Source organism: Xanthomonas nasturtii, from assembly GCF_023337365.3.
GTDB classification, from domain to species: domain Bacteria; phylum Pseudomonadota; class Gammaproteobacteria; order Xanthomonadales; family Xanthomonadaceae; genus Xanthomonas; species Xanthomonas nasturtii.
The window spans coordinates 789,846-815,605 of record NZ_CP142084.2 but is presented as its reverse complement, the minus strand read 5'-3'; the positions used below and the strand labels follow the sequence as shown (position 1 = coordinate 815,605).

Sequence of the window (25,760 nt, the reverse complement as noted above, 5' to 3'; positions counted from 1 at the left end):
GGCATCAGCGCTGCGCGGGGCGCGCGTTGGACGCAGGCGTGGCTGCCGGTGTTTGCGTCGGCGTCGGTGCAAGCGACGCAGGGCCGGCCGGCAACTGCGGCGGCGGTGCGCGCAAGTAGTCGCGCACCAATGCATCGAGCGCCGCTTCCGGGTCGCCATCGGCCAGTTGGCGGTCGCGCAGATAGCTGTAGCGCGGCGCAGTCATGCGCTGCGCATCGGCCGCATCGCGGATGATGGTGGGGCGAATGAACACCATCAGGTTGGTCTTGTCGCGGTTGCGCGACCTGTGCCGGAACAACGCACCCAGCCCGGGCACATCGCCGAGCAGCGGCACTTTTTCAACAGTCTGGCGGTCGTTCTGGTCGAGCAGGCCGCCGAGCGCGACGATGGCGCCGTTTTCCACCACCACACGCGTTTCGATCTGGCGCTTGTTGAACACCAGCTCCGAGGACTGCGCGCTGACCGGCCCGGCAATGGCCGAGACTTCCTGCTTGATCGCCAGGGTGATGCCACCGGCGGTGTTGATCTGCGGGCGCACTTCCAGTTCCACGCCCACGTCCTGGCGCTGGATGGTGCGGAACGGGTTGTCGTTGGCCGCACCCAGCACTTCGCCGGTGGTGATCGGCACTTCCTGGCCGACCAGGATGCGTGCCTGTTCGTTGTCCAGGGTCATGATCGACGGCGTGGACAACAGGTTGGAGCCGGTGTCGCTCTTGACCGCATCGATGATCATGCCGAACACCGCATCGTTGCTTTGCCCGGCCAGCCCGATCAAACCGCCGCTCAAGCCCAGCAACGATTGCGCGGCCACATTGCGCGCCTGTTCCAGCACCGAATCGTCGTCGGCATTGCCGCTGCGCGTGCCCGCCGCCGCAGCGGCCAACGGCACCATGCCCGGCGATGCGCCGCTGTACTGCGTGGCGATCAACGGCACGGTGCCGTTGCGGCCGGCCAGCAGCAGCTGCACGCCCAGGCGCTTGGCAGCGGTGTCGGAGATCTCCACCACGATCGCTTCCACCAGCACCTGCTCGCGGTGCACGTCCAGCTGCCGGATCACATCCATCAAGGCGCGCTGGGTCTCCGGGTCGGCATTGATGATCAAGGCATTGGAGCCGGGGTAGCGCACGATCACCGGGCGCTTGCCTGCTGCCGGCGTGATCACCTGGGTCTGTGCGGCGCCGGCTGCATTGGCGACATCCACCGCGGTGGAGCGCGTGTCCTGCCCGGCCTGCGCCTCATTGCCCGGGGTCTGCCCGACCAGCTGTTGCAACACCGGCAGCAATTGCTCGGCACTGGCGTGTTGCAGCCGCACCACACTGACATCACCGCGGCGTTCGGCGCGCCCGTCCAGGTCTACTGCGGTGCGCACCACCCGCTGCACCAGTGCGGGGTCGCCACGCACGATCAACGAGTTGCTGCTGTCCACCGGCAACACCGACAGCACATTGCTGCGCTCGCTGCCTTGCCCGAACAACGTGGTCAGCGTGCGCGCCAGTTCCTGCGCCGAGCTGTTGCGCAGCGTCACCGTATCGATGGCTGCACGGTCGGTATCGATCTGCGCCACCAGGGTGCGGATGCGGCGCAGGTTATCGGCGTAGTCGGCAATCAACAGGCTGTTGCCTTGCGGCATCGCCATGATTACCCCGCCGCGCCCGATCAGCGGCTTGAGGATTTCTGCCGCGCTGCGCGCATCCACGCGCTGCAGGGTGAACACCTGCGTGGCAAACCCCAGATTGCCACTGGCCGCACTGCCGGGCTGTTGCGCGGCGGTGTCGTCAGGAATGATGCGGTAGGTCGCCGGCCCGCTGGACACCGCAATCAGGCCATTGGCGCGCAGCACCGCCAGCAGCATGCCAAGCAGGTCTTCTTCCGACATCGCCTGCGCACGCGCCACGTTGACCGAGCCCTGCACGCGCGCATCCACGATGAAGGTGATGCCGGTGGCGCGCGAGACGTCCTGGATGAAGGCGCGCAGGTCCACGTCCTGCAGGCGTACTGCCGGCGCATCGGCAGCATGCAGTGCCGTCGTCGGCAGCCCAGGCAGTGCGAGCAACAACGTGGCCGAGAGCAGCCAGAGCGGGCGAACAGCGGTCATTGCGGGCGCTTCAAGGTCATGGTGTGGGTCTGGCCGTCGCGGCGGTAGGTCAGCGTGGCGCTCTGGCCATCGCGCAATTCGTCCTGCAGCTCGCGCAGATGCTCTGCATCGAGCGCGCGGCCATTGAGTTGGGTCAGCACATCGCCCGGCGCCAGGCCGGCCTGACGCAGCAATGCACCATCGCCGCGCGGCATGACGGTGAAGCCGCCACCGTCGGCGCTTGCGCGCAGGCCGGCACTGGCGAGCAACTGCTGCGGATCGACCGCTGTGGCTGCGGTCGCGCCTGCTGCCGTTGCGACATTCGAGTGCACTGCCGCGGCAGCAGCGGCCGGCGCGGTGGCGCTCGTCGATGCAGGCGCTAGCGGTGCCGCCGTAGCAGCAGATTCAGTCAATGCGATTCGACGTACACCGCCGCCGTCACGCAGCACCACATGGTCGGCTGCGATCGCCTGCACCACCACACCGGGCGCCAGCGTGTCGCCGACGCGGTATGCGCCTTGCCGGCCATCGCTGCCACTGAGATAGGCGGCCGCCTGCGTGCCACCAGCGCGCACGCCGTGCAACACGAGGCCCTCGCTAGTGGCAGCGGACACGTTGCGATAGAACACATCGCGGCGCAGCGCAGACACGTCGGCAGTGCCGGGCGAACCAGTTTGCGCCGTGCCCAGCGGCCCGATCGGCGTGAGTACCAGCCACAGCAAGCGCACGCCCTGCAGCGCCAGCAGTGCGATCGTGCAGCACGCCACCGCAGTGCGAACGCCCGGCGCCAGCAACAAGGAATTCAATGAGGGCCAGGCGCGCTGCAAAGCGGACATCCGTCGCGGATTTCGATTGGATGACAGAATGCGGCGGCAATGTGTCAGTTCGAAGAAATTGATGACACAGGCCGACTCACGGCGCCACGCGAGAAAACGCAAACGCCCGCCATGCGATGCACAGCGGGCGTTTGCGCTACTGCCGACGATGCGCTGGATCAGAAGCGCGCTGTCACACTGATGTCATAGCTGATGCCGGGCTGGTAGGTGTACAGGTCCACCCGGTTGCTGCCCAGCTTTTGATACTCCTGGTATTTGGTCTTGAGCAGATTGCGTGCGGCAACGTTCACCGACACCGTATCGCCCGACCACACCAGGCCCTTCTTGATCACCAGATCCAGCGAAGTGCCGGGCTTGTCGATGTAATCCGGCTGCCCCGGACGACCACGTGCCGACACCCGCTCGCCGACATAGTTGGCGATCAACGTGGCCTGGCTGTGGGTGCTTTCGCTTTCCACACCGATCTGCAGGTTGGCGATGTCGTCGGACTGCCCCTGCAAGGCCGAGCCATCGCGGATGAACAAGGTCGCCTGCACCGGTGCGGTGAAGCCGAACGGCTGCACCGTGTCGCCATCGCTGGCACTGACCTTGGACCTGGTGCGCGTGTAGTTGCCGGAGACGAACAGGCGCTTGTCGCCCCACCAAGCGGCGGCGATCGGCAACTCCAGATACTTCTTGGCCTCCAGCTCCACACCGTACAGCGTGGCCTTGGGCGCATTGATGAAGCTCTGCACGATGCCGCCGCCGGGCGCGTCGTTGACGATGGCTTCGATCGGTTTGTCGATGTTCTTGTAGAACGCGCCGACGGTGACGTACTGGCCCGGCTCGAAGAACCATTCGTAGCGCGCATCCAGATTGACCAGCTCGCTGTCGATCAGGAACGGGTTGCCGAAGAACTGGCGGTCGATATCCGGGTCCAGATATTGCTGCGGCGCCATTTCGCGGAACTGCGGGCGGGCAATGGTCTTGGACGCACCAAAGCGCAGCTGCTGGTTCTCGGCAAAATTCCAGGTCACCGTGGCCGACGGCAGCGCATAGCTGTTCTCCAACGGTGCCACACCATCCTGGCGCGTGCCGCTGAAGATGTCGTACGGATGCACCGCCTGCGTCGCCTCTTCATAACGCACCCCCACGGTGGCCCGCAGCGTCGGCACGATCTCGCCTTCGGCCTGCAGATACGCTGCCTTGACCTTCAAGGTGGCGTCATACGCTGCCGCACCGAAACTGCCGGTGGTTTCGCGCAGACGCAGCAGATCGTTGCTGAGGTTGTAGTCGGAAATCAGATAATCCACGCGCTGGTACTGGTTCAAGAACGGCAGCGGGCCATCCAGCGCCAGGAAGCGGAATTCGCGGCTCCACGCGCTACGGTCGTTGTCCAGATAGGCCAGGCCGCCCTTGACAGTGAGCTCGTGCTCCATCGGCAAGCGCCAGGTGACATCCACGCCACCACTGGCGACGGTGTCGTCGACCTTGCTGAAGCGCGTGTAGTTCTGCACACGCGAGGCGTCGTGCGCCCAGTAACCATCCAGCAGCTCGTAGCGAATGCCGGTCTCATACGGCACATCGCGGCTGGCGTTGGCCACTGCCGCGCGCCATTCGATCTTCAAATCGTCGTATTCGCCGAAGGCGTGCGTGCCGCGCAGCTGGTTGTTGATCAACTGGCGCGCGTACCACTCGGTGTTGTCGTCGCGCACATCGAAGCCGGCCAGTTCGTCGCGGCCGGCACGGCTGCGCGCCACTTTCAAGGTGTCGTGCACGTACAACGTGGTCCAGCCGATGGTGTGGCGGCCGTATTCCCACCCCAGCCCCAACATGCCGTTGCTGCGCACGTTGTTGCGGGTGGTGGCGAAATCGTAATTGGAATTGAACTCCACGCTGTCGCCGACAAAAATGCCGTCCTGCTGTTTGCCGGTGCGCGTGCGCCACTCGTTGTCGTAGCTGGCCACGGCAATGATGCCCAGCCTGGCTTCGCCCACTTCCATGCTGTAGCCGGCACTGCCACCCACGTTGACGTCCGGGTCGATGCTGTCCTTTTCCTGCAGCACATACAGGTTGGCATTGTTCAAACTGCGCCCGATCCGGCGGATGTCCTCGCGCGAGAAGCTACCCAGATCGACCCGGCGGCCGGTCTTGATCGCATCGCGCAAGGCCGCAGGCTGCTTGCGGGTGCCATCATCAAAGCCCCACTCGTCATCGCCGGAACCGTAATAGGTCAGGCCCTTTTCGCCGGTGCTGACACTATTGGCGCCGCCACCCACGGTCAACGACAGGAACGGCTTGTCGGGGATCGCCATCGATTGCAGATCGATCACGCCACCGCCGAATTCGCCCGGATAATCGGCCGAATAGGTCTTTTGCACGGTCACGCTTTGCAGCACGTCGCTGGGAAACAGATCCAGCGGCACCACGCGCTGCATCGGCTCGGGGCTGGGCAGCGGCGAGCCGTTGAACAAGGCCGAGGAATAACGCTCGCCCAGGCCGCGCACATACACATACTTGCCACGCGACAGGCTCAGCCCGGTGACACGCGTCAGCGCCACCGCCGCGCTGCTGTCGCCGGTGCGCTCCATGTCTTCGCGCGTCACGAACGAGGCCACTTCCGAGGTCTGCAGCATCGGTTCGGGAATGTAGTCGCCGCGCACCACGACCTGGTCGAGTTGCTTGGGTGCACTGTTGGCGGCAGCGCTGGAACTACTGCTGCCGCCGGCCGCATCGCTGCCGGTCGACTGCGCCATGGCGGCGCCGGACATCAGCAAGGTGGAAATGGAAAGAGACAAGCCCGTCCGCGAAAGACGGGCAACAGCAGAGGTTCGCATCGTGGGAGCCCTGGCAACAGAAAGATGACGCTGGACGCATCGCAAGGCGACGATCGGTTGCCTTGCGATGCCGTGCCTTCAGCAGGGACGATCGGCGGTCAGGCCGCAGGTCCAGCCCTGCCACCAGGTATCGTTGGCATCACGCACGCCACCGATGTAGTTCACCTGCTGGAAAAAGCTGCTCACCCCGTTCAAGCCCTGGAACGCCGGCACGGCCGTTTCGTTGGCGCCATTGACGAAGGTGTTCTGCAACGTGGACACGCCGTTGGCGACGTTGTTGGTGCCGGCCGCGAACTGGGTGGCCGCACGCGCGTCGCTGCCGAATGCGGTCGGGCAGGCGAAAAACACCGAGTGGAAGGTCCCGAGCGTGTCGGCATCGGCCAGGTTGAAGCACACCAGACCATCACCGGTGCCACCGGCAGGGCGCGTGACCACCGAGTTGTAGAACGCCGCCTGGGTGCCCTGGTTGAGCATGATCGCCGCACCAGCGCGCGCATTGCCCACGTAGGTGAAGTTGGCCACCTTCGGGCGCGAATACGGCTGGCGACGCAGGCTGCTCCATTCGTTCATGCGGTCGCCGCCGCCGGCGCGCTGCACCACGATGCCGAACTGCAGTGCACCGCTCCAGCCGGCGTCGGTATCCAGCGAATCGTCGTCGGCGCCGGTGATGACCAGGTGGTTGCCGTTGACCGTGCCGCCGAACCATTCGATCCCGTCGTCGGAGCTGTTATGGATCTGCACGTAGTCCAGACGCGTGCCGCTGCCCACACCGGCCAGGGTGATGCCCTGCAACTCGTTGTTGGGCGAAATTTCGAAGCCCGAATACATCACGCGCAGGTAGCGCATCGAACCGCTGTTGTCGGTGGCGTTGTTGCCGCCATAGAACGCGTTGGTGCCTTCCACCTGCGCCTGGCATTCCGGCGTGCCGGACACGGTGGTGCCCGGGCAGTTGTTGATCGCCGCGCGCCCCAGCACCACGATGCCGCCCCACAGGCCGATGGTGTTGGCGCTGACCGTGCCATCCAGTGCCTGGCGCGCGGTGAACACGATCGGCGCAGTCGCGCTGCCTTCGGCAAAGAGTTGCGAGCCGCGGTTGACCACGATGTAGTCGCTACCGGCCGAACCGAACAGGGTCACGCCCGGCTCGATGGTCAAGATGCCCTGCGTGCTGCCGGCCGCCGGAGCGGTGGCATTGCCGCCGCGGTCGGTGCCCACATTGACGCGGCCGCTGATCGAATACGCGGTGCCCGCGCGTGCCGGCACCACCAGATTGCCGGTGATGGTTTCCGGCAACTGGCAGGCGCGCAGCGTGTTGTTGGCAATGGTGCCGACATTGGAAAAACCGGTCGGGCAATCGGCGGCCGGGCCGGTCGGTGCGGGTGCCGGGGTCGGTGCAGGCGTGGGTGCCGGCGTCGGCGCGGGTGCAGGTGCCGGCGGAAACGCCCCTTCGCCCGGCGATGCGACACGGTCGGCACCGCCACCACAGGCCGACAGCGCCAGTGCGGTACCAAACGTCATGAGAAGTGTCTTGCTGCTGTTGCGAACGGCCATGCGGCTGATCTCCAGGTCAAAGGGTCCGGTATGAAGAGGAGTCGTCAAGAATTGGTGGCGTTCCGCGCACTGCAGTGGCGAGCACGTTCAAGATCCCCGTCACTTTTATAGCGAGCGTCTGTTTCACTTGTCTTACCGCGACACAGTTGACATACAACGGCCACACGCCGGCATGCACTGTAGAGCGATGACATACACCGACATCCCCACCGCGCTGGCCGACTGGATCGTGGCGCAGGCCGTCGCCGGCTACTCACCCGAGCAGGCGCTACAGCCGCTGCTGGATCAAGGCTGGAGCGAGCAGGACGCCATTGATGCGGTCGAGACGCTGGTGCGTGCACACATCCAGCAGCATGCGCAGGCAAACGGCTTGCCGGTGCCGGTGCGCGTGCCTGCGTTGCAACAGAGCGACGATGCCTCGCTGCTGACCTTGGGCGACCGCGAGGTGCGTGTACTGGTCAGCCTGTTGCTACCGCGCGTGGTGGTGCTGGGCGGTTTTCTTTCCGATGCCGAATGCGATGCATTGATTGCCCTGGCACAACCGCGCCTGGCGCGCTCGCGCACCGTGGACTACGACCGCCCGCATCCGATGACGCGTAGCCTGCACGCCGGCGCACCTGTTTTGGCCGGTGAAAAATGGGTAGCCACCAAGTGGTTGCGCGAGCGCGCAGTGCACATGCCTGACTGAGGGCGGCGATCAACGCGTACGCAGTTGCGACGTGCCTGACGATTTTGCTGAAGATGACCCGTCCCAACTTCTTGGGTCGGCCCCTTGCGACTGGGTGTCGAGTCGTAGCGGCGCTCAGAGATAGGCAAAAGCCGAGTGAGTCGAGCGTGCGGTGCCCTCACCAGAATGTTGGTCGGCAGCTCACCGAAAGCGGTCACACCACATGCCACGTGGGCGTGTTGCTACGTCGCTGGTGTAGGACAACGAAAGCAATCGAATTAATCTGATTAGCAGCGCGCTACAAGCATTGCTCTCACTTGCACACCGACCAACTCGACTGGTCCTTGCCCGCTCACCGTCGCGGGACCTTGAGCGGCATGGATACCGCGCCAGAGCCTACAGGGACGTACTTGCAGCGTGTCCCGCGATGGTGGGCGGGCAAGGGCCCTGCAACCAAGTTGCAGTGTTCTCGGGAGATCACCGTGTCGAAACAATCAACGCGGCCCAAACAAGCGCTGGTCGATCCGCAGCATCACAAAACGCAACGGCGTCCACGCCAGGCACAGCCCGGCAAGAATACCCAAGGTGTCGGCCAACGCATCGTAGGGATCTGCGCTGCGATTGGTAGTCAACGCACCTTGTGCGATCTCGATCCCGATCCCCAGCAGCACCAACCCGAGTGCAGCGAACACCAGCGCGCGGCGCGTGGCGAACAACTGCACCGCTCCCCAGCACAACAACGCGAACGTCAGGAAATGCTCGGCCTTGTCGCTGTTGGACGGCAACTCCGGGAACTCCGGCGGTGGCCCCATGCACACGGCAATGACTACAACGATTGCCGCGATCCACAAGCCGACCCACAACCGCGGCCGCCGAAACGGCCGTAACGCCGAAGTCACAGCCGCCACGTGAGATCGCCAGCCAGGAACGCTGGTGCAAAATCCACATCGCGCGAGAAACCCATCACCTGGAAGCGCTCGCCCATCTCGCTGGGCAAGGTCAGTCGCTTGATCTGCTCGCGCAAGCGCATGCGCCCGACTTCATCGGTGCGCGTGTCGGCCTGCGCCAACAATGCGTCCATCCCGTTACCGAGTAGAAAGCTCGCCTGTGTGCAATAACCGGCCAGCTCGAAGCCCGCGCCGGTGCCGGCCTCGGCCAATGCAGTGAAGTCCACCGATGCGGTCAGATCCTGCAGGCCCGGCCAGCGATACAGATCTTCATGCATGCGATGCCGATAGAACGCCCGCAAGGTGCCGTCTTCGCGCTGCGCACGATAGAACTCGCCACGCGGGTAACCGTAATCGACGAACAGCATCGCACCGCGCTTCAGACCGCCGGCGACCGCCTGGATCCAGTACGGCAGCTGCGGCAACAACTCGGAGCGATAACCATCGGCGAACGGCTGCTCCAGGTAGCGCTCCAGATGCCGCACCGCTGCACTGAGCAACGCATCGGCCGGCTGCTCGCCGCGTGCGAACTGCTGCTGCGCATCCAGCACCACGGTTTCTTCATACACCTGCCCATCGCGCACTGCGAAGCGCGGCGTGGGCAAGGCGTCGATGACTTCGTTGGCGAACACCACGCCATCCCAATCGTCCGGGAACGGCGCATCCAGCCATTCCACCAGATCGAACACCGGCGGGATCAGACTGCGCCCCAGCCGCTCGCGCTGGCGCTCGCGCAGGTCCGCGCTGGGCTCCAGAATCGCGTAACGCTCGGGCAGCGCATCCAGCTCCAGCAGGCGCTTGAGCGTGACTTCGGCAAACGCGCCGCTGCCGCCGCCCACTTCCAGCACCCGCGCCTGCGGGCCGAGTTGCTGCAGCACCGGTGCCAGTGCACCGGAGACGGTCGCTGCGAACAGTGGCCCAAGTTCCGGCGAGGTGACGAAATCGCCGGCTTCGCCGAACTTGCTCGCACCGGCGCTGTAATACCCCAGACCTGGCGCATACAGCGCCAGCTCCATGAAGCGCGAAAATGGAATCGCACCGCCGGCGGCCTGGATTTCGGCGCGCAGATGCGCAACCAGCCGGTTGCTGTGCGCCAGCGCGTCCGGATCGGGTGTGGGAAGGTCGGCGTGCATGCGGGCACCGGTTGCGGGGACAATGCACAGGATAGCCGAGCCCCCTGCAACGCCGAGCGAGTACGCCATGACAGACAGTTCCAAGGTGGTATTGATCACCGGTGCAGCCCGCCGCATCGGCGCGCAGATCGCCACCACGCTGCACGCCGCCGGCTACCGCGTTGCCTTGCACGCACATCGCTCCGGCGAGGCATTGGACGCGCGCGTGGCCGAGCTGTGCGCACAGCGTGCCGGCAGCGCGCAGGCCCTGCACGCCGATCTGCGGCTGCCGGACGCGCCTGCGCAATTGGTGGCCGACTGCATTGCCGGCTTCGGCCGCCTGGACGGCGTGGTCAACAACGCCTCGGCGTTCTATCCCACCGCCGTGGGCGAGGCCACGCCTGGGCAATGGGACGAATTGTTTGCGGTCAACGCGCGCGCACCGTTCTTCATCGCTCAGGCAGCGGCCGCACAGTTGCGCCAGCGTCGCGGCGCCATCGTCAATCTCACCGACCTGCACGCGCAGCAACCGATGCGCAACCACCCGCTGTACGGTGCCTCCAAGAGCGCCCTGGAAATGCTCACGCGCTCGCTCGCACTGGAACTGGCGCCGCACGTGCGCGTCAACGCGGTCGCGCCTGGCGCCATCCTGTGGCCGGAACAAGGCAAGCCCTCCGAGGCCAAGCAGGCGCTGCTCGCACGCACGCCGCTGGCGCGCATCGGCATGCCGGAAGAAATTGCCGAAGCAGTGCGATGGCTGCTGGACGACGCCAGTTTCGTCACCGGCCACACCCTGCATGTGGACGGTGGCCGCCAGCTCAGTTGAGCGGCGCGTGTCGGCCACGCGCACTCCGCTGCGAAGCGTGGAGCTCTGGGCAACGCGCGTTGGCTTGTTCGCCACCGTGGCCCAGCGCGTCGCTGCCAGGCAGTGCCTGCGCATCTAGCGTAGTTGCGCGCAGCCCCGCTCTACCGCACAGCCACACCGCGCTACTGCGTGGCGCTCAACTCCGCCACAATGGCATCCAGCTCCACTGCCGTAAACGCGCTGCCGTACTGCGGATGCGCCTGCCACAGCGCGGCCAGTGTCTGCCCGCTCAGCGGGTCGATGAAGTCCGGCGCGATATCGGCCAGCGGCTTGAGCACGAATGCGTGCTTGAGCTCGGGCCGCGGAATGCGCAGATGCCCGGGACCTTCGATGATGCAATCGCCGAAGAACACCACATCCACATCCAGGGTGCGGTCGCTGAAACGCGGGCCGCTGCGGTCACGCCCATGCGCATCTTCCAGCGCATGCAGCCAGTGATCCAGCGCATCCAGGTCCAGATCGGTCTGCAGCACCACCGCGTTGTTGACGAAGTCCGGCCCATCGAAGCCCACCGCCGGCGTGCGATACGCAGGGGAGACGGCAAGCTGGCCAAAGCGCGCACGCAAGGCGTCAACGGCCAAGCGCAGGTAATGGGTCGGCTGGACATTGCTGCCGAGGCTGAGAAGCACGGTGGTCATGCGTTATTCGCGCATGCGGCCGGCGTGGGCGTCAACTGTTGCCATCGCGCCGCACCTGCAGATGCCTGTGCGGCGCGCGCTAAAACCTGGGGTCAGGCCACTTCCAGCGCGTGCGCCACAGCGCGGAACACCCGGCGCATTTCCAGCGGTTTGCGCAGCACATGCACCGGCAGATCCGGCGGAAAGTGCGCACGTTGCAGCGGCGCGCCGACGTCTTCCAGCACGATCGCCGGGCCCTGATATCCCAGCTCCTGCATGCTCAGCAGCACGCTGACCGCCGAGAGCAGGATGATGTCGCTGTCGATGATCACCAGGTCCGGCATCGCGTGCTGCTGCACCAGCTGCAGCGCCGCGGCACCATCGCTGGCCAACTGCGGCTGGTAGCCCTGGCTGGAGAGCGCATTGCCCAGCAGCGACAGGCGCGTGGCCTCGCCATCCACCAGCAGAATGCGTTGCCCATGGCCAAGCGCGAGCGGCAGTTCGGTTTCGGTCACTGCCACCGACGCCGCGCGCATCGGCACGATCATGTCGAAGCGCGTGCCTTCGCCCAGGCGGCTGTCGACCACGATGCTGCCGCCGTAGCTTTCCACGATGCGCTTGCACGAGATCAGCCCCAGCCCGGTGCCATCGACCTTGGTGGTAAAGAACGGGCTGAACAAGCGTGCGCGGGTGTCCTCGCTCATGCCCACGCCGGTGTCGGCCACGCTCATGCGCACGCGTGTGCCGTCGTGACGGTCGGCCGACAGGATCAGGGTGCCGCCCGCAGGCATCGCCTGGATCGCGTTCAAGCCCAGATTGAGCAGGCACTGTTGCAACTCGGTGTAGTTGGCCTCGATGACCAGGTCCAACGCGATCGTGTCCACCTGCAGGCGCACGCCATCGGGAAGGCTGCTTCTGAGCAGCATCTGCACCGCCTGGAACAGATTGGCGATGGACACCTGCTCGCGTGGCTTGTTGGACCCGCGCACGAACGAAAGCATCGACTCGGCCATTTCATGCCCGCGCCGGCCGCACTCGGCCACCAAGTTGGCCAGCTGGCGCAGCTGCGGGTCGTCGCTGCGCCCGGCCAGCAGGTCGGGCACGATCAGCAACGGCTGCAGGATGTTGCGCAGGTCGTGGCTCAGGCCGGCAGCCAGCATCGCCAGGCTTTCCAGGCGCTGCGCCCGCATCAGCTCGTTTTCCACGCGCTGCCGTTCCAGGTCCGCACGCGCCTCGCGCACCGCGCGAATCACAGCACTCGGCAAGCGCTTGGGGTTGTGTTTGATGATGTAGTCGTTGGCGCCGTCCTGCAGTGCCTTGACTGCGGTCTCCTCGCCCATGGTGCCGGAGACGAAAATGAAGGGCGTGGCGCCACTCTGGCGCACCAGGCGCAGCGCCTGATGGCCGGAAAACCCGGGCATGCTCAGATCCGACAACACGATGTCCGGCTGGAACGTCTCCAGTGCGCCGCGCAGCGAGGGCGCGCTGTCCACGCGCTCGAACGCCGCATCGATGCCGGCATCCAGCAACTGATCGGACAACAGCTCGGCGTCTTCTGGCGAATCTTCCACCAGAAGGATCTTCAGCTGCTCCAGTTTGCCCCCCTCATGCGGCATGATTCAGTCCAGCTCCGGTGCCTGATTGATGACCGCCCAGAAGGTGCCGAGCGTCTTGACTGCGTTGAAGAACTGATCGACATCCACCGGCTTGACCACATAGGCGTTCACGCCCAGGTCCCAGCTGCGGGCCAGGTCGCTCTCTTCGCGCGAGGACGACAGGATCACCACCGGCAGGCGCTTGAGCGTCTCGTCGCTGCGCACCTGCTTGAGCACTTCCAGCCCGTCCAGGCGCGGCATCTTGATGTCCAGCAGCAACACTGCCGGCAAGCCCTCCTCGCGGTCGGCGAACGCGCCGCGACGCAGCAGGTAATCCATGGTTTCCACGCCGTCCTCGACGTGCACGATGGGATTGGCCAGACGGGCTTCGCGCAAGGCGTCGACCGCCATCTCCGCATCGGCCGGGCTGTCTTCTGCCAGAAGAATGGTACGGATGGCGGTCATACGCTGAACTCTTGATTGGGCGCTTCAAGCGCAGGAGGTAACACGAAATAAAACGTGGCGCCTTCGTCGACGACGCCTTCGGCCCAGACCCGGCCACCGTGACGCGTCAACACGCGCCGCACGCTGGCCAGCCCGATGCCGGTACCAGCGTATTCGCTGGCCTTGTGCAAACGTTGGAACACACCGAACAATTTGGCGCTGTATTCCATGTCGAAACCGGCTCCGTTGTCGCGCACGCTGAACTGATGGCCGCCGTCGGCCATCGGCGTGTAAGTGACCTCCACTCTGGCCACCTCGCGCTTGGCGCTGTACTTGACCGCATTGCCGAGCAGGTTCATCCACAGCTGGCGCATCATGTTTTCGTCGGCCACCAGCACCGGCAGCGGCGCGATATGCCAGTCCACACGGTGGCCGGTGTTCTCGCTCTGCACGTTGGAATCCAGAATCGCGCGCGTTTCGGCCACCAGCGATTGCATGTCCACCGCCTGCAGGCGCAGCGCACTGCGGCCCAGGCGCGAATACACCAGCAGGTCGTCGATCAGCGAGGCCATGCGCCGCGCCGAGCTGCTGATCACTTCCATGTAATGGCGCGATTTCTCGTCGGCCGCATCGCCCAGATGGCGGGCCAGCTTGTCGGAGAATCCGGCCACGTGCCGCAACGGCGCGCGCAGATCGTGCGAGACCGAATAACTGAAGGCTTCCAGTTCGCGGTTGACCTCCGACACCTGCTCCACCTTGCCTTCCATCTGCCGGTTGAGCTCCTGGATGCGCAGCTGCGCGGCCTTCTGCAGGCTGATGTCGCTGACCGTCATCAGCACCACGTCTTCGTCGGTGGTGTCGGGCAGCGGCATGCGGCGTGCGTTGATCAACATGGTGCGCAGCACGCCATCGGCAGCGCGCTGCTCGTGTTCGTAATCCCACAGCTCGCGGCCACGCAACAACACATCGGCCAGCCGCTGATGGATCTGCGTATCGCGCCAGACGCCCTCGCCCACATCCTCCAGCGCCATCACTTCGTTGCCGCGCTCGTCCAGGCCATACAGCTCGGCGAAGGCGGGGTTATGCAACATGATGCGCTGGCTGGCATCCAGCAGCACGATCGGCTCGCGCACGGTCTGCAGCACCGAGCTGGCACGGCCATTGGCACGCAGGTATTCCTGCTCGGCCGCCAGCCTGCGCCGGATCTGCCGCTGCAGCAGCCAGATCACCGTGCCCAGCAGCAACAGCTGCACCGCCAGCGCCGCCCAGCTCAGCACCGCGTAATGCATGCGCTCGGTCTCGGCGCGCGCATTGCGCAGCGCCAGCAGGCGGCCTTCGGCGCCCTGCAGGTCGTCGATCAACACGCGGATCGGGTTGTTCAAGGTCATGTCGTTGATCAACGCACGGATCTGTTCCGGCGCAGTGGTCACCGCGATGCGCTCGGCCAGCAGCAGCCGGCGCTCGATGGTGCTCTGGATCCGCCCGATGCGCACCAGTTGCGCGGGGTTGTCCTTGGTCAGTTCGATCAACCGCTGCACCGCCGCCAGCGCCTCGCGCCGCCCGCGGCGCATGCGCTCATGCAGCGCCTCGCGTTCCACACCGTGCGAGCGCATCAGCGCCGCCGATTCGGTGTCGCGCATCGCCGCTTCCAGCCGCTGCGCGGTTTCCTGCACTTCCTGGCTATGCGACACCCACACTGCAGCCTGGTTGGCGTTGCGCGCCATCTGCTGCAGCAGCAACGCCGGCACCACCACAATCAGGAACACGGCAACCGCCAACAGAGGCAGGCGCCAGCGATCCCACTTGTCTGCTTGGACCGTTGTTTGCATTGCTAGATCGGTTTCCGCTCGCGGCAAGGGCCAAGGACAGATCGGCATTGTCTCCGATCATGCCCCGTACCAGATTAATGATTCAGACAAATCACGTCGAGTCGTGACATAGCTGAATGGGCATAGCATACGTGCAGTAAACGTGAAATCCGCGCGAGAAGAAAGCCCGTTCATCGGCCAGATCGCCTGCTATCCGTGTTTGCGTCGAGACGCTGGCCGCCTCAACGGACGCAGCCAAACAGGCCCGAAGGCTTGTCGCGACAGCCATCCTTTCTGGCCAAGACTGCCTCTTTTTTATCGCTATCGAAATCGCCCTAGGAATTTCGGCGAGAACAGCGCTGGCCATGCCACATCGCGATGCGACGCGGCTAAACACGGCTCGGCTGTCGCGCGCGTCTTCTTGCCTGAGCCACCTGCCTCGTTGCGCAGGAAAGGCAGCCATAAAAAAGGCGCACTCCGTGGAGTGCGCCTGGTGCCCGGGTCCCCCGCCTCGCCTCGGCGGCCCCGGCATTTACCGCGGCTGCGCTTACTTCTTCGCAGCGGTGACCTTCAGGCCGGTCGACTTGACGCTCTTGACGCCTTCGATGCCCTTGGCAACTGCCACAGCCTTGTCGTGTTCGGCCTGGGTGGCGACGGCGCCGGTCAGCGTCACGATGCCGTTCTTGGTCTCGACCTTCACGTCGGTACCGGAGACATTGTCGGTGGCCAGCAGGTCGGCTTTGACCTTGGTGGTGATCCAGGTGTCGGTGACCGGCTTCTTGGACTCGTTCATGCCGGCAGCGTGGTCCTTGTGATCGGCATGTTCCTGCGGTGCCGCAAATGCCTGCGACGCGCCAAGGGTCAGACCGAGCGACAGCGACAGAGCCAGCAACTTACGTGCATGCGTCATGGTGTTCATACCAAGCACCTCCTGTTGAATGTGGGCGCAGCTTGCAGTGGCGCTCGTAGAGCAGGCGTGACCGCCGCATGCAGGGGTTGTGAACCCTGCACACACGGGTATGTGCAATACCATGCGGGCTCCCTTCGTCGTTGCGATGAACCGTTTTCAATGCCTAAACCGTTCAATCTGGCTGTCGTCGGCTACGGCTATGTCGGCCGCACCTTCCATGCACCGCTGATCGCAAGCACCCCCGGCCTGCACTTGCACAGCGTGGTGTCGTCCAAGCCGCAGCAGCCGCATGCCGACGTCCCCGGTGCGAACGTGGTTGCCGACCTCGACAGCGCGCTGGCAGACCCGGCACTGGATGCAGTGGTGCTCGCCACGCCGAACCAGACCCATGCGCCGTTTGCGCTGCGGGCGCTGGCTGCCGGCAAGCATGTGCTGGTGGACAAGCCGTTTGCGCTGGATGCGACGCAGGCCCAGCAGATGGTGGATGCCGCCAACGCGGCCGGACGCATCATCAGCGTGTTCCAGAACCGCCGTTGGGATGCGGACTTTCTCACCGTGCGCCGGCTGATCGAAGAAGGCCAGTTGGGCGATGTGGTGGAGTTCCACTCGCACTTCGATCGTTATCGCCCGCAGGTGCGTGACCGTTGGCGCGAGAGCGATGTTCCCGGCGCCGGGCTCTGGTACGACCTGGGCCCGCATCTGCTCGATCAGGCGGTGCAGCTGTTCGGTCTGCCTCAGGCAATCGGCGCGGATCTGCAACGTCAGCGCGAGCAGGCACGCAGCGTCGATTATTTCCACGTCACCCTGCAGTACCCGCGCCTGCGCGTGATTCTGCATGCGGGGTCGCTGGTGGCCGACAGCAGCCTGCGCTTCGTCGTGCACGGCACGCGTGGCAGTTACCTCAAGCACGGCCTGGATACGCAGGAAGACCAGCTGCGCGCCGGCCGTCGCCCCGGCACGGTCGGCTGGGGCGTCGATCCATTACCGGGCACGCTCACCCGCGTGGATGACGAAGGCCGTGTCCACACCCATCAACCCGACAATCTGCCGGGCGACTATCGGCAGTGTTATGCCGCCTTCCGCGACGCGCTGGCCGGCACCGGCCCGGCGCCGGTCGGTGGCAGCGACGCGGTGCAGCTGATGCAGCTGCTGGACCTTGCGCAACGCAGCGCTGCGGACGGCCAGGTGCTGTGGCTGGACGCTGCACACAGGCGATAGCACCTCTGTGCAGGCACGTGCCTGGATACACGCACGCGTCTGGATACACATGATCGGTGTTGCGCGTCTGCTGTATATCGAAAGAAAACACCAATGCGCGCCGCAACAAAGACGCGCATTGGATTACTAGCGCATCGACGCGCTTATGCGTCCTTGCTGCCGATCGTCGGCGCTACCGAGGTCGTGGCCATCACTGCGTGGCCACCGAACTGGTTGCGCATCGCCGCCAGCAATTTGTCGGTGAACGAATCCTTGTCGCGCGAGCGCAACCGCTCCATCAGCGACAAGGTGATGACCGGCGCCGAAACTTCCAGGTCGATCGCTTCGGCCACCGTCCAGCGGCCTTCGCCCGAATCGGCCACGAACGGCGCAATGCCGGCCATGGTCGGGTTGTGCGTCAATGCATCGGCAGTCAGATCCAGCAACCACGAACGCACCACGCTGCCATCGCGCCAGATTTCGGCAACCTGGTGCAGGTCCAGCGCAAAATCGGTCTTGTGCTGCATCAGCGCGAAGCCTTCGGCATAGGCCTGCATCATTCCGTATTCGATGCCGTTGTGGACCATTTTGGTGAAGTGCCCGGCACCGCTCGAGCCCACCCGTCCCCAGCCTTTGTCCGGCGCCGGTGCGAGCGTTGCCAGCACCGGATGCAACGCGGTCACCGCCGCTTCGTCGCCACCCACCATCAAGCTATAGCCTTCCTGCAGACCCCAGATGCCGCCGCTGGTGCCGCAATCGACAAACGCAATGCCGCTGGCCTGCAGCAGCGCTGCGCGACGCTGCGAATCCTTGTAATACGAATTGCCGCCATCGATGACGATGTCGCCGGCCTGCAGCAACGGCAGCAGCTGCGCCAGGGTGTCATCGACGATCTTGCCCGCCGGCACCATCAACCACAGCACGCGCGGGCTCGGCAGCGCCGATACCAGTGCCGCCAGCGCATCGGCGGTGACAACGCCCTTGGCCTGCGCGCTGCTGCGCGCGCTCGCGCCCGGATCGTAGCCATGCACACGATGCCCGCCGTTGACCAGGCGCTCGGCCATGTTGGCGCCCATGCGGCCCAGTCCCACCATACCCAGTTCCATAATCGCTCCTCATGATCTGATCAGTGCAGGGTGCCACGCTCGACGTACGCTGGCGTGGCGGAATTCTCAATGGATCGTTCCGCGGCGGTGCCGGCGCTGCACTGCTGCAGCTGCCAATCGATCCACCGCCAGTACAAGGTGGTGCGCAGATTGTGCAAGGTCAGGTCGATGGCATACGGCGTGCGCGGGTTACGGTCGAGCAGGCGCGCCACGTGATAGCCGATCGGCTTGGTGCCCTTGGGATGCACATAGACCAGAAACCCGCGATAGAACGGGTCGTCCAGCAACGTCTGCAATTGCTGCAGCTGGGTCTGCTGCTGCGGGTCGAGCGTGGCGCGTAGCATCGCATCGCCTTGGTAGAGCAGGCGCTCGAAGCGGCGCTTGCCGGGCCCTCTTAGTTGTTTGGCCAGCTCCCAGATCTGCCGGTTGCGCGCGTCGTAATACGCAAACCCACCGTGCCGGGCCAGCGCCCGCGCAGCTGCGTCGCTGACGTCCACCACCACGAAATTTTCGGCCTGGTTATGGATGTCATCCAGATAGGCCTTGTCGAACACGTGCGCAATGAAACCCGGTGCGCCCACAAACGCCTGCCGCCCAAGCTGCGAGGTCTTCACCGCCTTACCATCGGCGAAAAATTCGCCGGCATGCGCACCGAGCAGAATGCTGTCGGTGTCGTGCAAGGTCAGAAACGTGCCAATCGACATTTCGCCCGGCGTAAACGCCTGGTCGAAGCCGGCATCGCCGAACAATTCGCGCTGGGTGGCGAGCTGGGCCACCTGTCGGCCCACCCCGCACTCCGAACGCACCTGGCCGCGATAGAACGCATCCAGTGCCTGCGCATTGCTGCCGCGCGGCTGGTAGCCGCGCCCGAAACTGCGAAAACCGCTCCAGCCCTGCGCCGCTGCACCACGCCAGCCAAACCCGATCCACCCCAGCTGCAGCGCGGAAAACCGGTAGCGCGGGTTGTTCTGCAACTGCGTCACCGCACGGCGTGTGGCTGCGCCGACTTCGAAGGCATACGCGCATTGCGTGGCCGCATCGTCCAGCAAGGCGGCCAGCGCTGCGCCACGCTGTTGCGTCGTCCACTGCGCCGGAAGCGTCAGCTGCAGATCCCCGGCGGCCTGCGCCTGCGCGAGCGTACCGCGCGTGCATGGCGCACCGCGCCGGATCACCGGCGCATTTATCGGTGCGTCCACCGCAGCGCGATGGATGGTCCAGCCCAGCCGTCGCAGCAGCGCTTCCACGCAGTCTGCGCTGGCGGCCTTGGTCGTTTCGCTCGGCGCAGCAACCGCCACCTGCAGTAGCTGCGCGGCAAGCAGTGCGCTGGCACATACCAGCGCGCTCAATCGGCACCGCCCCGCGTGGCGCAGCATCGGCATCAACGTAAAGGTCGATCGCGGTGACGACGAACGGTCGTGCGCGTGGACAGAACTCATCGGTGACATGCGCAACGAACGGTTAGCACAACGCCGCATCCTCAGACGTAGAAAGCCCCGGCATGACCGGGGCTCGCTGGAATCAATTCGAACAAAGCACTCGCCAGACTCAGCGACGCTCGCAGACGCGCTCGACCTGCCGATTGCCGTTGGCCTGCTGACGATTGCCCTGGATGGTACGGCCAGCTGCACCGCCAGCCACTGCACCGGCCACGGTCGCCAGCTTCTTGCCGTTGCCGCCGCCGACCTGGTTTCCCAGCAGGCCACCGATCGCAGCACCCGCCAGGGTGCCGCCGATGCGGTTCGGGTCGGTCGAATTCTTCTGCACTTCGACATTACGGCAGCGGACGCGGGTGCCATCGTTGAACCTGCGCCCTTCGTCTGCTTCCGAATAGCGCTGCTGGTGCGAATAGTTTTGGGCCTGGGCGAAGGTGCTCGTCGCCATCAAGCCGATCAGGGACATACCCAGCAGGGATGTGCGCATTTTCATCGTTGCTCTCCACGTTTCTCGCCCGCTCGGCGAGCCATGGGCGCACTCTGGCCACCGGGTCGAGAACACAACGTGAAGCGCGCAACCGGCTATTCAGGTTTCGGGGCGGAGTGTGAACCGCGCCGTCACGGCTGCGTGGCGGGCTCGCTTTGCGGCAGCTTGGCCGGCGCTGGCGGCGGATCCTGCGCTTCGACCGGCAATGGGGCCACCGGCGGCTGTGCATCGGGTGCAGGCGCCGTCGTTGCAGCGGGTGCAGGCACTGCCGAGGTCGGGGGACTCGCTGCAGGGGTGGCCGGGGCAACAGCAGCCGGCACGGGTGCCGCTGCGTGTGCCGGTGCTGGCGCCGGCGCTGCACCCGCGGCAGCAGGCACTGCTTCGGTCACATTGGGCAGATACGAGTTCAGGCGTTCGAAGAAGCGCTTGTAGAAGGCCGCATCCTGCACCGTGGTGCTGGACACGCGCACCAGCGAATCGCCGCTGCTGCCGACCGGCAACGACAACGAGCCCAGCACGCCAACGCCCACACTGGCAGAGGTCGAGCTCTTCTTCAGCGCGTAGCGGTCCTGCAGCGCACTGACGAACACCTGCGCCTTGCCGCCATCCTGGGTGGCGCAGGAAATGCGCAGGTTGAGCTGTTCGCTCTTGTCGGCTTCCTTGAGCTGGAAGTTCTTGCTGCCTTCCACCGCGGCGGCATCCGCACGCGTCACGGCGTAGCCCTGGCTCAACAGCACGCGCCGCGCCGCTTCGCAGGCTTGCGGCGAACTGGCGGCCACACTGCGCGAATAGGTGTCATCGGAGTTGAACGACTCGCGCATCAGCATGGTGTCGCCCTTGCTGCCGCCACAGCCAGCCAGGGTTGCCAGCGCGCCAAGCAATGCGCCGCGCGCAATCAGGGAAGAACAAGACATAGGGAAATTCCGGCATCCAAAACCGGCACAGAGCATAGCGGCAACCCATGTGCTCGCGGCGTCGCGTTACCGGATCAGGGCAACGGCGGTTCATCCGCTGGCAGTTGCAGGTCCACCTGCAGGCGGCCGCCATCGGCGCCGATGCACCCGGCGCGCAGGTAGTGGTGCACACGCACCGCCGCCAGCGCCACCGGGGCACGGCATGGCTCGCCCCACAGGCTCAATGCGAAGCCCTGCTGCTGCAGCCAGTGGGTGAGGCGGTCCCATCGCGGTTGTTCGGCGCGCAGCATCAGGTCCAGATCGGCCGGGCCCAGGGGCACCAACGTCGGCGACGCCAGTCAGCGCGCGTAGCTGCCATGCACCATCACCGGCAAGCCCTGCGCGTGGACCGCCTGCAGCAACTGCGCGGCCTGCTGCAGATCCAGCTGGGCACGGCACTGCTGGAAGATCAGCACGTATTCGTGGCTGCGGTCGCCGATGCGTAAGGCATGCCAGCGACCGGCCTCGTCCTGCAGCGGCACGCGCCGCTGCAGGCTGGGCGCTGCGGCGCGCAGACGCGCCAACAGCGGTGAAACAGGCAACAACGCGATGTCGTCGATGGATGTGTGCATGGTGAGCCCTGCGCGCCGCGTGTCAGCGTCGCGCGGCGTCGGCACGCGCGCGCACCTGTTCCAACGTCCACTCCTGTTGCGACACGCCGTTTTCCCACACCGTCACCAGCGCATCTTCGCTGTCGGCATGCATGCCCACCTCATCGAGCAAGGCGCTGCGATAACTGCCATCGTTGCGGTCACGCAGCAGGGTGAGCCGGCCACGCTTGCTCTGCTTGCCCTGGTCGGTGATCGGGTCCTTGTAGACATCGATCCACTGCCCGTCCACACGCACCGCCGAGCACTTCAACGCAAACTTCTGCGTGTCGCGGTCCACCTTCTGCAGCAACGCACCGCCCATGCCGAAGGCCACATTGTCGGCGGCATAGCCGGCAGCGGTGATGCGTTCCAGAATCGCGCGCAACGAGGTGGGGTTGATGCCGTCGCCCTGGATCACCCGCACATGATTGAGCACCTTGTACCCCTTGCCGTTGACCTGATGGCCGAACGCCTCGTCCAGCAGCACAAGGCATTGTTCGACCACATCCACCGGATCGCCGGAGTCCGGACGGATCACCACCGTTGCACCGGAGGCGATCACTTCTTCGCGCAAGGTGGTGCCCCAATGCTCGGCAATGGCGCGGTAGATGTCGTAGCTGTCCGACACCACCGCCACGATCGATCCCGGGCGCGCGAACTGCGTCAGCATGTTGCGATACGCATCCACTTCGCGCTCGCGGCCCCAGCTGGTGATGGTGCTGTGCTCGGCAGCGGGGATCGAATACCCGGCCACCGGCGTGTGGTAATGCGCGCGGGCCAGCAGCAAGGCCGACAAGGTGTCGGTGCCAAGAAAATTCACCAGATGCGCGGCACCGCCCAAGGCAGCCGAGCCCAGGCTGGACACCCCACGCGCGCCAAAGTCGTGCAGCTTGAATGGCAGCTGCCCTGCCGGATCGTCGCTGGTGCGCTCCAGATAGTCGCGCACGATCTGCTTCACCTGCCAGCTCACCGTGGCCACCGTCACCGGGTACCACACGCGCAGCAACAAGGTTTCCAGATACGACGGCACCCAGAACGCCTTGGCGTCGGTGGACTCGATCGTCATCAGCACGTTGTGGGTGGGAACCACCGCACCTTCGGGCACCGCGCGGATGCGAATCGGCAACTGCCCGCCCAGCCGGTCGACGATATCGCGCCAGCCGGCTTCGTTGAACGGCTCGCCGTGCGCGGCCAGCAGCGCCTTCGCATCGTCGATGTCGGCGTGCGTCACCGGCCGGCTGATCGCTTCTTTCAGGATCGATTGCAGGCCGAAGAACACGGTCTGCTCGTACACGCCACCGCGCGATTCGACGTAGAAAAACGAGGCATCGGTGCCGGGCGGATATTGCAGCCAGTGGCTGGCCTTATAGCTATCGGTATCGAGCAGCAGGTTATCGAGGTAATGCATGACGGAAGCGCCTTCGCGTCGAATGAACCAGCGGTCTGTCCGCCGGCGGGAGGTCACGGTTCAAGCGGTTGCCGCGCGAGCTGCCTATTGCATCACGGCAGCACTCAGCCGGTGCACTCTCAGCCGCGGCCCAGGAAAAATTCAAGAATATGCAGATGGTCTTCGTACAGCCGCGGGCCCATCGCCATCACTTCGGCGATCGGAATCCAGCGCGCTTTATCGGCATCGTCGCCACCGCGCACCGCAGGCAATGCGCCGGCAGGGAACTCGAAATGAAACGCATGGGTAATGGTGCGCCCGCGCTGGCTGCGCTCGGGGTGATCGAAGACCTGTTTGCCACGCAACGAGCCCTTCAGCACCGGCAGCGGCAGCTTGAGGCGGGTTTCCTCGCGCAGCTCGCGCAGGCAGCAATCCAGCAGGCCTTCCTCCTGGCCGACAAAACCGCCCGGCAGCGCCCACAAGCCCTTGCCCGGCTCGGCACGACGCCGCACCAGCAACACATGGCCCGAATGCACCACCACCGCATCGGTAGTGACGAAGGTGGGCCGATACGGCGCGTCTTTCCACGCGGCGCGGTACTGCTCGATGAAACGGTATTCGGCCACCAGCTGCGCATAGCTCGGCGAATTGCGCCGGAACGCTTCCAGCATGTCGTACACCGGCGCCGGCACATTGCCGCGCAACATCAACAGCCCGCCATGGAACCCGATATCGCCGGCCTCGAACAGATAACGGCGCAACTCGGTGGCAGACAGCGTGGCCGTGTGTTGCACATCTTCCAGCGGCCACTGCGGAAACTCACGCAGGTAGTCGCTGCTGGCATCCTTGTCCATGCCGATCAAGCCAATATTCGCATCCAGCGTGCCGCCATCGGCGTGCACCGCTTCGGCAACCTGGCGCTGCACCTCGGCGATCCACAGGCTTTCATTGTAGAGGTGGTCGCGCAGCGGCCGCACGAGCAGCCGCGCGGTTTCGTCCGGCAACGCAGACTCGATCATCACCGCGCGTTCGGCCACCGTCCAAGGATTACGAATGGTGCGGGGCGTGTCGGCCGAGCCGATCAGCACGATGAGCTTTTTCGCCTTGCCCAGCGCGTGGCGGGCGACGGCGGCGTGGCCGTTATGAAAGGGCTCGAAACGCCCGATAAACACGAGATAGTCGTACGGTGTTGCCATGAGAATCCCTCACGGTTGGCTAGCAGCCAGCGGTCTATCCGCTGGCTTGGTGCAAACGCTACGCCGATGCGCGATAACGTCAAGCCGGCGCCATGTCGCAATGACATTTCGGTCATGCAGTCCAATTAGACTCGTCGACTGGTCCCTGAGGAATCCGCCTGCATGCCACGCCTGTCCTTTCGCGCTGTGTCACGTTCCTTGCTCGCGGCACTCGCGCTGCTGTGCATCGCCCTGCCTGCATGGGCTGCACCCGCGCCTGCGCCCTTGCGGGTGATGTCGTTCAATGTGCGCGTGCCGGTGGACACCGACGGCGACAAGCGCTGGAGCGTGCGCCGCACGGCGATGGTGGCATCGATCGAACACGCACACCCGGACGTGTTCGGAACGCAGGAGTTGGTGCAGGAACAGGCGCAGTATCTGGCTGCACAGCTGCCTGATTACCGTTGGTTCGGCAAAGGCCGCGACGCCGACGGCAACGGCGAACACGTGGGCGTGTTCTACGACAGCCGCACGTTGTCGGTGGTGGAATCGGGCGACTTCTGGCTATCGGAAACGCCACAGGTGCCGGGCAGCAGCAGCTGGAACACCGACCTGCCGCGCATGGTCACCTGGGCCTTGTTCGAACGCCGCAGCGACAAGCGCCGCTTTTACCTGTTGAACACCCACTTGCCGCATCGCGATCAAGACGAAGCCGCACGCGAACAGGGCGCACGCCTGATCCTGTCACGCATCGCAACGCTTCCTGCCGATGTTCCGGTGGTACTGACTGGCGACTTCAACAGCGATCCCGACCAGGGCACCTATCGCACATTGACCGCCGTGCTCGACGATGCGCGCACGCATGTCACAAAGCCGCAGGGCCCGGAAAAAACCTTCCAGGATTTCACCACGCAGCCAACCCGACGCATCGACTGGATCCTGTTCCGTGGCCTGATGCCTACGCGCTTCACCACGCTGGAGATGCGCCCGGGCAGCGTGCTTCCTTCCGATCATTATCCGGTGCTGGCCGAGTTTTCCTGGCCGCACTGACATCGCTACGGCTTTGTTCTGCCTGTCTGAAGCAGCGCCCCTGCGTGCGATTGTGATGGCGGGAAGGCCAGGACCCTGCAGCCAAGCCGCAGGTCATCCGCTCTGGGGAGTACCAAAAGAAAAAGCCACCGCATGCGGTG

Annotated in this window: 21 protein-coding genes and 1 pseudogene; 4 read left to right on the top strand and 18 right to left on the bottom strand. The window is 65.1% G+C overall.

All coding sequences use genetic code 11. The annotated features are described in order from the left end of the window. Positions 1-4: 4 nt before the first annotated feature. The 4 genes from gspD to M3O59_RS03420 all read right to left on the bottom strand — a co-directional run bounded on the left by gspD (position 5) and on the right by M3O59_RS03420 (position 7,277). The gene (gene gspD, locus M3O59_RS03435; protein WP_116905034.1) at positions 5-2,095 is read right to left on the bottom strand and encodes a type II secretion system secretin GspD; all 2,091 of its coding nucleotides are present in this window, start codon (positions 2,093-2,095) and stop codon (positions 5-7) included. Continuing rightward, complete coding sequence (locus M3O59_RS03430; protein ID WP_116905035.1) at positions 2,092-2,910, bottom strand: type II secretion system protein N; 819 nt, start codon at positions 2,908-2,910, stop codon at positions 2,092-2,094. Before M3O59_RS03430 ends, gspD begins: the two co-directional genes overlap by 4 nt. Positions 2,911-3,068: 158 nt before the next feature. After that, positions 3,069-5,726, bottom strand: a complete 2,658-nt coding sequence (locus tag M3O59_RS03425; RefSeq protein WP_116905036.1) for a TonB-dependent receptor domain-containing protein — start codon at positions 5,724-5,726, stop codon at positions 3,069-3,071. 78 nt (positions 5,727-5,804) lie between these two features. Continuing rightward, the gene (locus tag M3O59_RS03420) at positions 5,805-7,277 is read right to left on the bottom strand and encodes a hypothetical protein (RefSeq protein WP_064630703.1); all 1,473 of its coding nucleotides are present in this window, start codon (positions 7,275-7,277) and stop codon (positions 5,805-5,807) included. A 187-nt stretch (positions 7,278-7,464) separates the two neighbouring features. Here M3O59_RS03420 and M3O59_RS03415 point away from each other — a divergent pair, with 187 nt between their 5' ends. Continuing rightward, on the top strand, positions 7,465-7,965 hold the full coding sequence (locus tag M3O59_RS03415; protein WP_116905037.1) for a hypothetical protein: 501 nt from the start codon (positions 7,465-7,467) through the stop codon (positions 7,963-7,965). 473 nt (positions 7,966-8,438) lie between these two features. Here the strand turns inward: M3O59_RS03415 and M3O59_RS03410 are convergent, their stop codons facing one another. Both M3O59_RS03410 and M3O59_RS03405 read right to left on the bottom strand, forming a co-directional pair. Further along, entirely contained in the window at positions 8,439-8,852 is a 414-nt protein-coding gene (locus M3O59_RS03410) for a VanZ family protein (protein WP_064632965.1), read from the bottom strand. Further along, complete coding sequence (locus tag M3O59_RS03405; protein ID WP_181920452.1) at positions 8,840-10,093, bottom strand: class I SAM-dependent methyltransferase; 1,254 nt, start codon at positions 10,091-10,093, stop codon at positions 8,840-8,842. Before M3O59_RS03405 ends, M3O59_RS03410 begins: the two co-directional genes overlap by 13 nt. On the opposite strand from M3O59_RS03405, the gene M3O59_RS03400 reads away from it, so the two are divergent. After that, positions 10,092-10,829 (top strand): pteridine reductase, encoded by a 738-nt coding sequence (locus M3O59_RS03400; RefSeq protein WP_116905039.1) that lies wholly within the window; start codon positions 10,092-10,094, stop codon positions 10,827-10,829. The two genes, M3O59_RS03405 and M3O59_RS03400, sit on opposite strands and share 2 nt — an antisense overlap. 161 nt (positions 10,830-10,990) lie before the next feature. Here the strand turns inward: M3O59_RS03400 and folK are convergent, their stop codons facing one another. The 5 genes from folK to M3O59_RS03375 all read right to left on the bottom strand — a co-directional run bounded on the left by folK (position 10,991) and on the right by M3O59_RS03375 (position 16,251). After that, complete coding sequence (gene folK, locus M3O59_RS03395; protein WP_064632972.1) at positions 10,991-11,506, bottom strand: 2-amino-4-hydroxy-6-hydroxymethyldihydropteridine diphosphokinase; 516 nt, start codon at positions 11,504-11,506, stop codon at positions 10,991-10,993. A 92-nt stretch (positions 11,507-11,598) separates the two neighbouring features. Continuing rightward, positions 11,599-13,101 carry an ATP-binding response regulator gene (locus M3O59_RS03390; RefSeq protein WP_116905040.1) on the bottom strand — a complete coding sequence of 501 codons (1,503 nt, stop codon included), beginning with the start codon at positions 13,099-13,101 and terminating at the stop codon, positions 11,599-11,601. Positions 13,102-13,104: 3 nt separating this feature from the next. Then, positions 13,105-13,545 carry a response regulator gene (locus M3O59_RS03385; protein ID WP_055819566.1) on the bottom strand — a complete coding sequence of 147 codons (441 nt, stop codon included), beginning with the start codon at positions 13,543-13,545 and terminating at the stop codon, positions 13,105-13,107. After that, entirely contained in the window at positions 13,542-15,353 is a 1,812-nt protein-coding gene (locus tag M3O59_RS03380) for a sensor histidine kinase (RefSeq protein ID WP_116905041.1), read from the bottom strand. Before M3O59_RS03380 ends, M3O59_RS03385 begins: the two co-directional genes overlap by 4 nt. A 526-nt stretch (positions 15,354-15,879) precedes the next feature. Then, a complete protein-coding gene (locus M3O59_RS03375; RefSeq protein WP_064632982.1) occupies positions 15,880-16,251 on the bottom strand; it encodes a BON domain-containing protein in 372 nt (123 codons plus the stop codon). Positions 16,252-16,401: 150 nt separating this feature from the next. Between M3O59_RS03375 and M3O59_RS03370 the strand changes: the two genes are divergently transcribed. Next, entirely contained in the window at positions 16,402-17,460 is a 1,059-nt protein-coding gene (locus tag M3O59_RS03370; protein WP_116905042.1) for an oxidoreductase, read from the top strand. 143 nt (positions 17,461-17,603) lie between these two features. Here M3O59_RS03370 and gnd read toward each other — a convergent pair whose 3' ends face one another. From gnd to M3O59_RS03335, 7 genes and pseudogenes are all read right to left on the bottom strand, one after another. Next, on the bottom strand, positions 17,604-18,545 hold the full coding sequence (gnd, locus tag M3O59_RS03365; RefSeq protein WP_116905043.1) for a phosphogluconate dehydrogenase (NAD(+)-dependent, decarboxylating): 942 nt from the start codon (positions 18,543-18,545) through the stop codon (positions 17,604-17,606). Between the two features lie 20 nt (positions 18,546-18,565). After that, on the bottom strand, positions 18,566-19,918 hold the full coding sequence (locus tag M3O59_RS03360; RefSeq protein WP_373419010.1) for a hypothetical protein: 1,353 nt from the start codon (positions 19,916-19,918) through the stop codon (positions 18,566-18,568). A 172-nt stretch (positions 19,919-20,090) separates the two neighbouring features. Continuing rightward, a complete protein-coding gene (locus M3O59_RS03355; protein ID WP_064632991.1) occupies positions 20,091-20,471 on the bottom strand; it encodes a glycine zipper 2TM domain-containing protein in 381 nt (126 codons plus the stop codon). A gap of 125 nt (positions 20,472-20,596) precedes the next feature. Beyond that, positions 20,597-21,379 (bottom strand): DUF2242 domain-containing protein, encoded by a 783-nt coding sequence (locus tag M3O59_RS03350; RefSeq protein WP_181920446.1) that lies wholly within the window; start codon positions 21,377-21,379, stop codon positions 20,597-20,599. Positions 21,380-21,453: 74 nt separating this feature from the next. Next, positions 21,454-21,870, bottom strand: a pseudogene (locus tag M3O59_RS03345) (DNA methyltransferase); the annotation flags it as partial. A gap of 142 nt (positions 21,871-22,012) precedes the next feature. Further along, complete coding sequence (locus M3O59_RS03340; RefSeq protein WP_116905046.1) at positions 22,013-23,416, bottom strand: nicotinate phosphoribosyltransferase; 1,404 nt, start codon at positions 23,414-23,416, stop codon at positions 22,013-22,015. A 119-nt stretch (positions 23,417-23,535) separates the two neighbouring features. Beyond that, complete coding sequence (locus M3O59_RS03335) at positions 23,536-24,591, bottom strand: bifunctional nicotinamide-nucleotide adenylyltransferase/Nudix hydroxylase (RefSeq protein ID WP_116905047.1); 1,056 nt, start codon at positions 24,589-24,591, stop codon at positions 23,536-23,538. Between the two features lie 162 nt (positions 24,592-24,753). Here M3O59_RS03335 and M3O59_RS03330 point away from each other — a divergent pair, with 162 nt between their 5' ends. Next, positions 24,754-25,620 carry an endonuclease/exonuclease/phosphatase family protein gene (locus M3O59_RS03330; protein WP_116905048.1) on the top strand — a complete coding sequence of 289 codons (867 nt, stop codon included), beginning with the start codon at positions 24,754-24,756 and terminating at the stop codon, positions 25,618-25,620. The last annotated feature ends 140 nt before the right edge of the window (positions 25,621-25,760 follow it).

Excerpts from the sequence above, each read along its gene's own strand:
- M3O59_RS03340 (WP_116905046.1), bottom strand. The coding sequence starts at position 23,416 with ATGCATTACCTCGATAACCTGCTGCTCGATACCGATAGCTATAAGGCC.
- M3O59_RS03350 (WP_181920446.1), bottom strand. The coding sequence starts at position 21,379 with ATGTCTTGTTCTTCCCTGATTGCGCGCGGCGCATTGCTTGGCGCGCTG.
- folK (WP_064632972.1), bottom strand. The coding sequence starts at position 11,506 with ATGACCACCGTGCTTCTCAGCCTCGGCAGCAATGTCCAGCCGACCCAT.
- M3O59_RS03360 (WP_373419010.1), bottom strand. The coding sequence starts at position 19,918 with ATGCTGCGCCACGCGGGGCGGTGCCGATTGAGCGCGCTGGTATGTGCC.
- gnd (WP_116905043.1), bottom strand. The coding sequence starts at position 18,545 with ATGGAACTGGGTATGGTGGGACTGGGCCGCATGGGCGCCAACATGGCC.
- M3O59_RS03400 (WP_116905039.1), top strand. The coding sequence starts at position 10,092 with ATGACAGACAGTTCCAAGGTGGTATTGATCACCGGTGCAGCCCGCCGC.
- M3O59_RS03355 (WP_064632991.1), bottom strand. The coding sequence starts at position 20,471 with ATGAAAATGCGCACATCCCTGCTGGGTATGTCCCTGATCGGCTTGATG.
- gspD (WP_116905034.1), bottom strand. The coding sequence starts at position 2,095 with ATGACCGCTGTTCGCCCGCTCTGGCTGCTCTCGGCCACGTTGTTGCTC.
- M3O59_RS03370 (WP_116905042.1), top strand. The coding sequence starts at position 16,402 with ATGCCTAAACCGTTCAATCTGGCTGTCGTCGGCTACGGCTATGTCGGC.
- M3O59_RS03330 (WP_116905048.1), top strand. The coding sequence starts at position 24,754 with ATGCCACGCCTGTCCTTTCGCGCTGTGTCACGTTCCTTGCTCGCGGCA.
- M3O59_RS03415 (WP_116905037.1), top strand. The coding sequence starts at position 7,465 with ATGACATACACCGACATCCCCACCGCGCTGGCCGACTGGATCGTGGCG.
- M3O59_RS03390 (WP_116905040.1), bottom strand. The coding sequence starts at position 13,101 with ATGCCGCATGAGGGGGGCAAACTGGAGCAGCTGAAGATCCTTCTGGTG.
- M3O59_RS03375 (WP_064632982.1), bottom strand. The coding sequence starts at position 16,251 with ATGAACACCATGACGCATGCACGTAAGTTGCTGGCTCTGTCGCTGTCG.
- M3O59_RS03420 (WP_064630703.1), bottom strand. The coding sequence starts at position 7,277 with ATGGCCGTTCGCAACAGCAGCAAGACACTTCTCATGACGTTTGGTACC.
- M3O59_RS03335 (WP_116905047.1), bottom strand. The coding sequence starts at position 24,591 with ATGGCAACACCGTACGACTATCTCGTGTTTATCGGGCGTTTCGAGCCC.
- M3O59_RS03425 (WP_116905036.1), bottom strand. The coding sequence starts at position 5,726 with ATGCGAACCTCTGCTGTTGCCCGTCTTTCGCGGACGGGCTTGTCTCTT.
- M3O59_RS03380 (WP_116905041.1), bottom strand. The coding sequence starts at position 15,353 with ATGCAAACAACGGTCCAAGCAGACAAGTGGGATCGCTGGCGCCTGCCT.
- M3O59_RS03405 (WP_181920452.1), bottom strand. The coding sequence starts at position 10,093 with ATGGCGTACTCGCTCGGCGTTGCAGGGGGCTCGGCTATCCTGTGCATT.
- M3O59_RS03430 (WP_116905035.1), bottom strand. The coding sequence starts at position 2,910 with ATGTCCGCTTTGCAGCGCGCCTGGCCCTCATTGAATTCCTTGTTGCTG.
- M3O59_RS03385 (WP_055819566.1), bottom strand. The coding sequence starts at position 13,545 with ATGACCGCCATCCGTACCATTCTTCTGGCAGAAGACAGCCCGGCCGAT.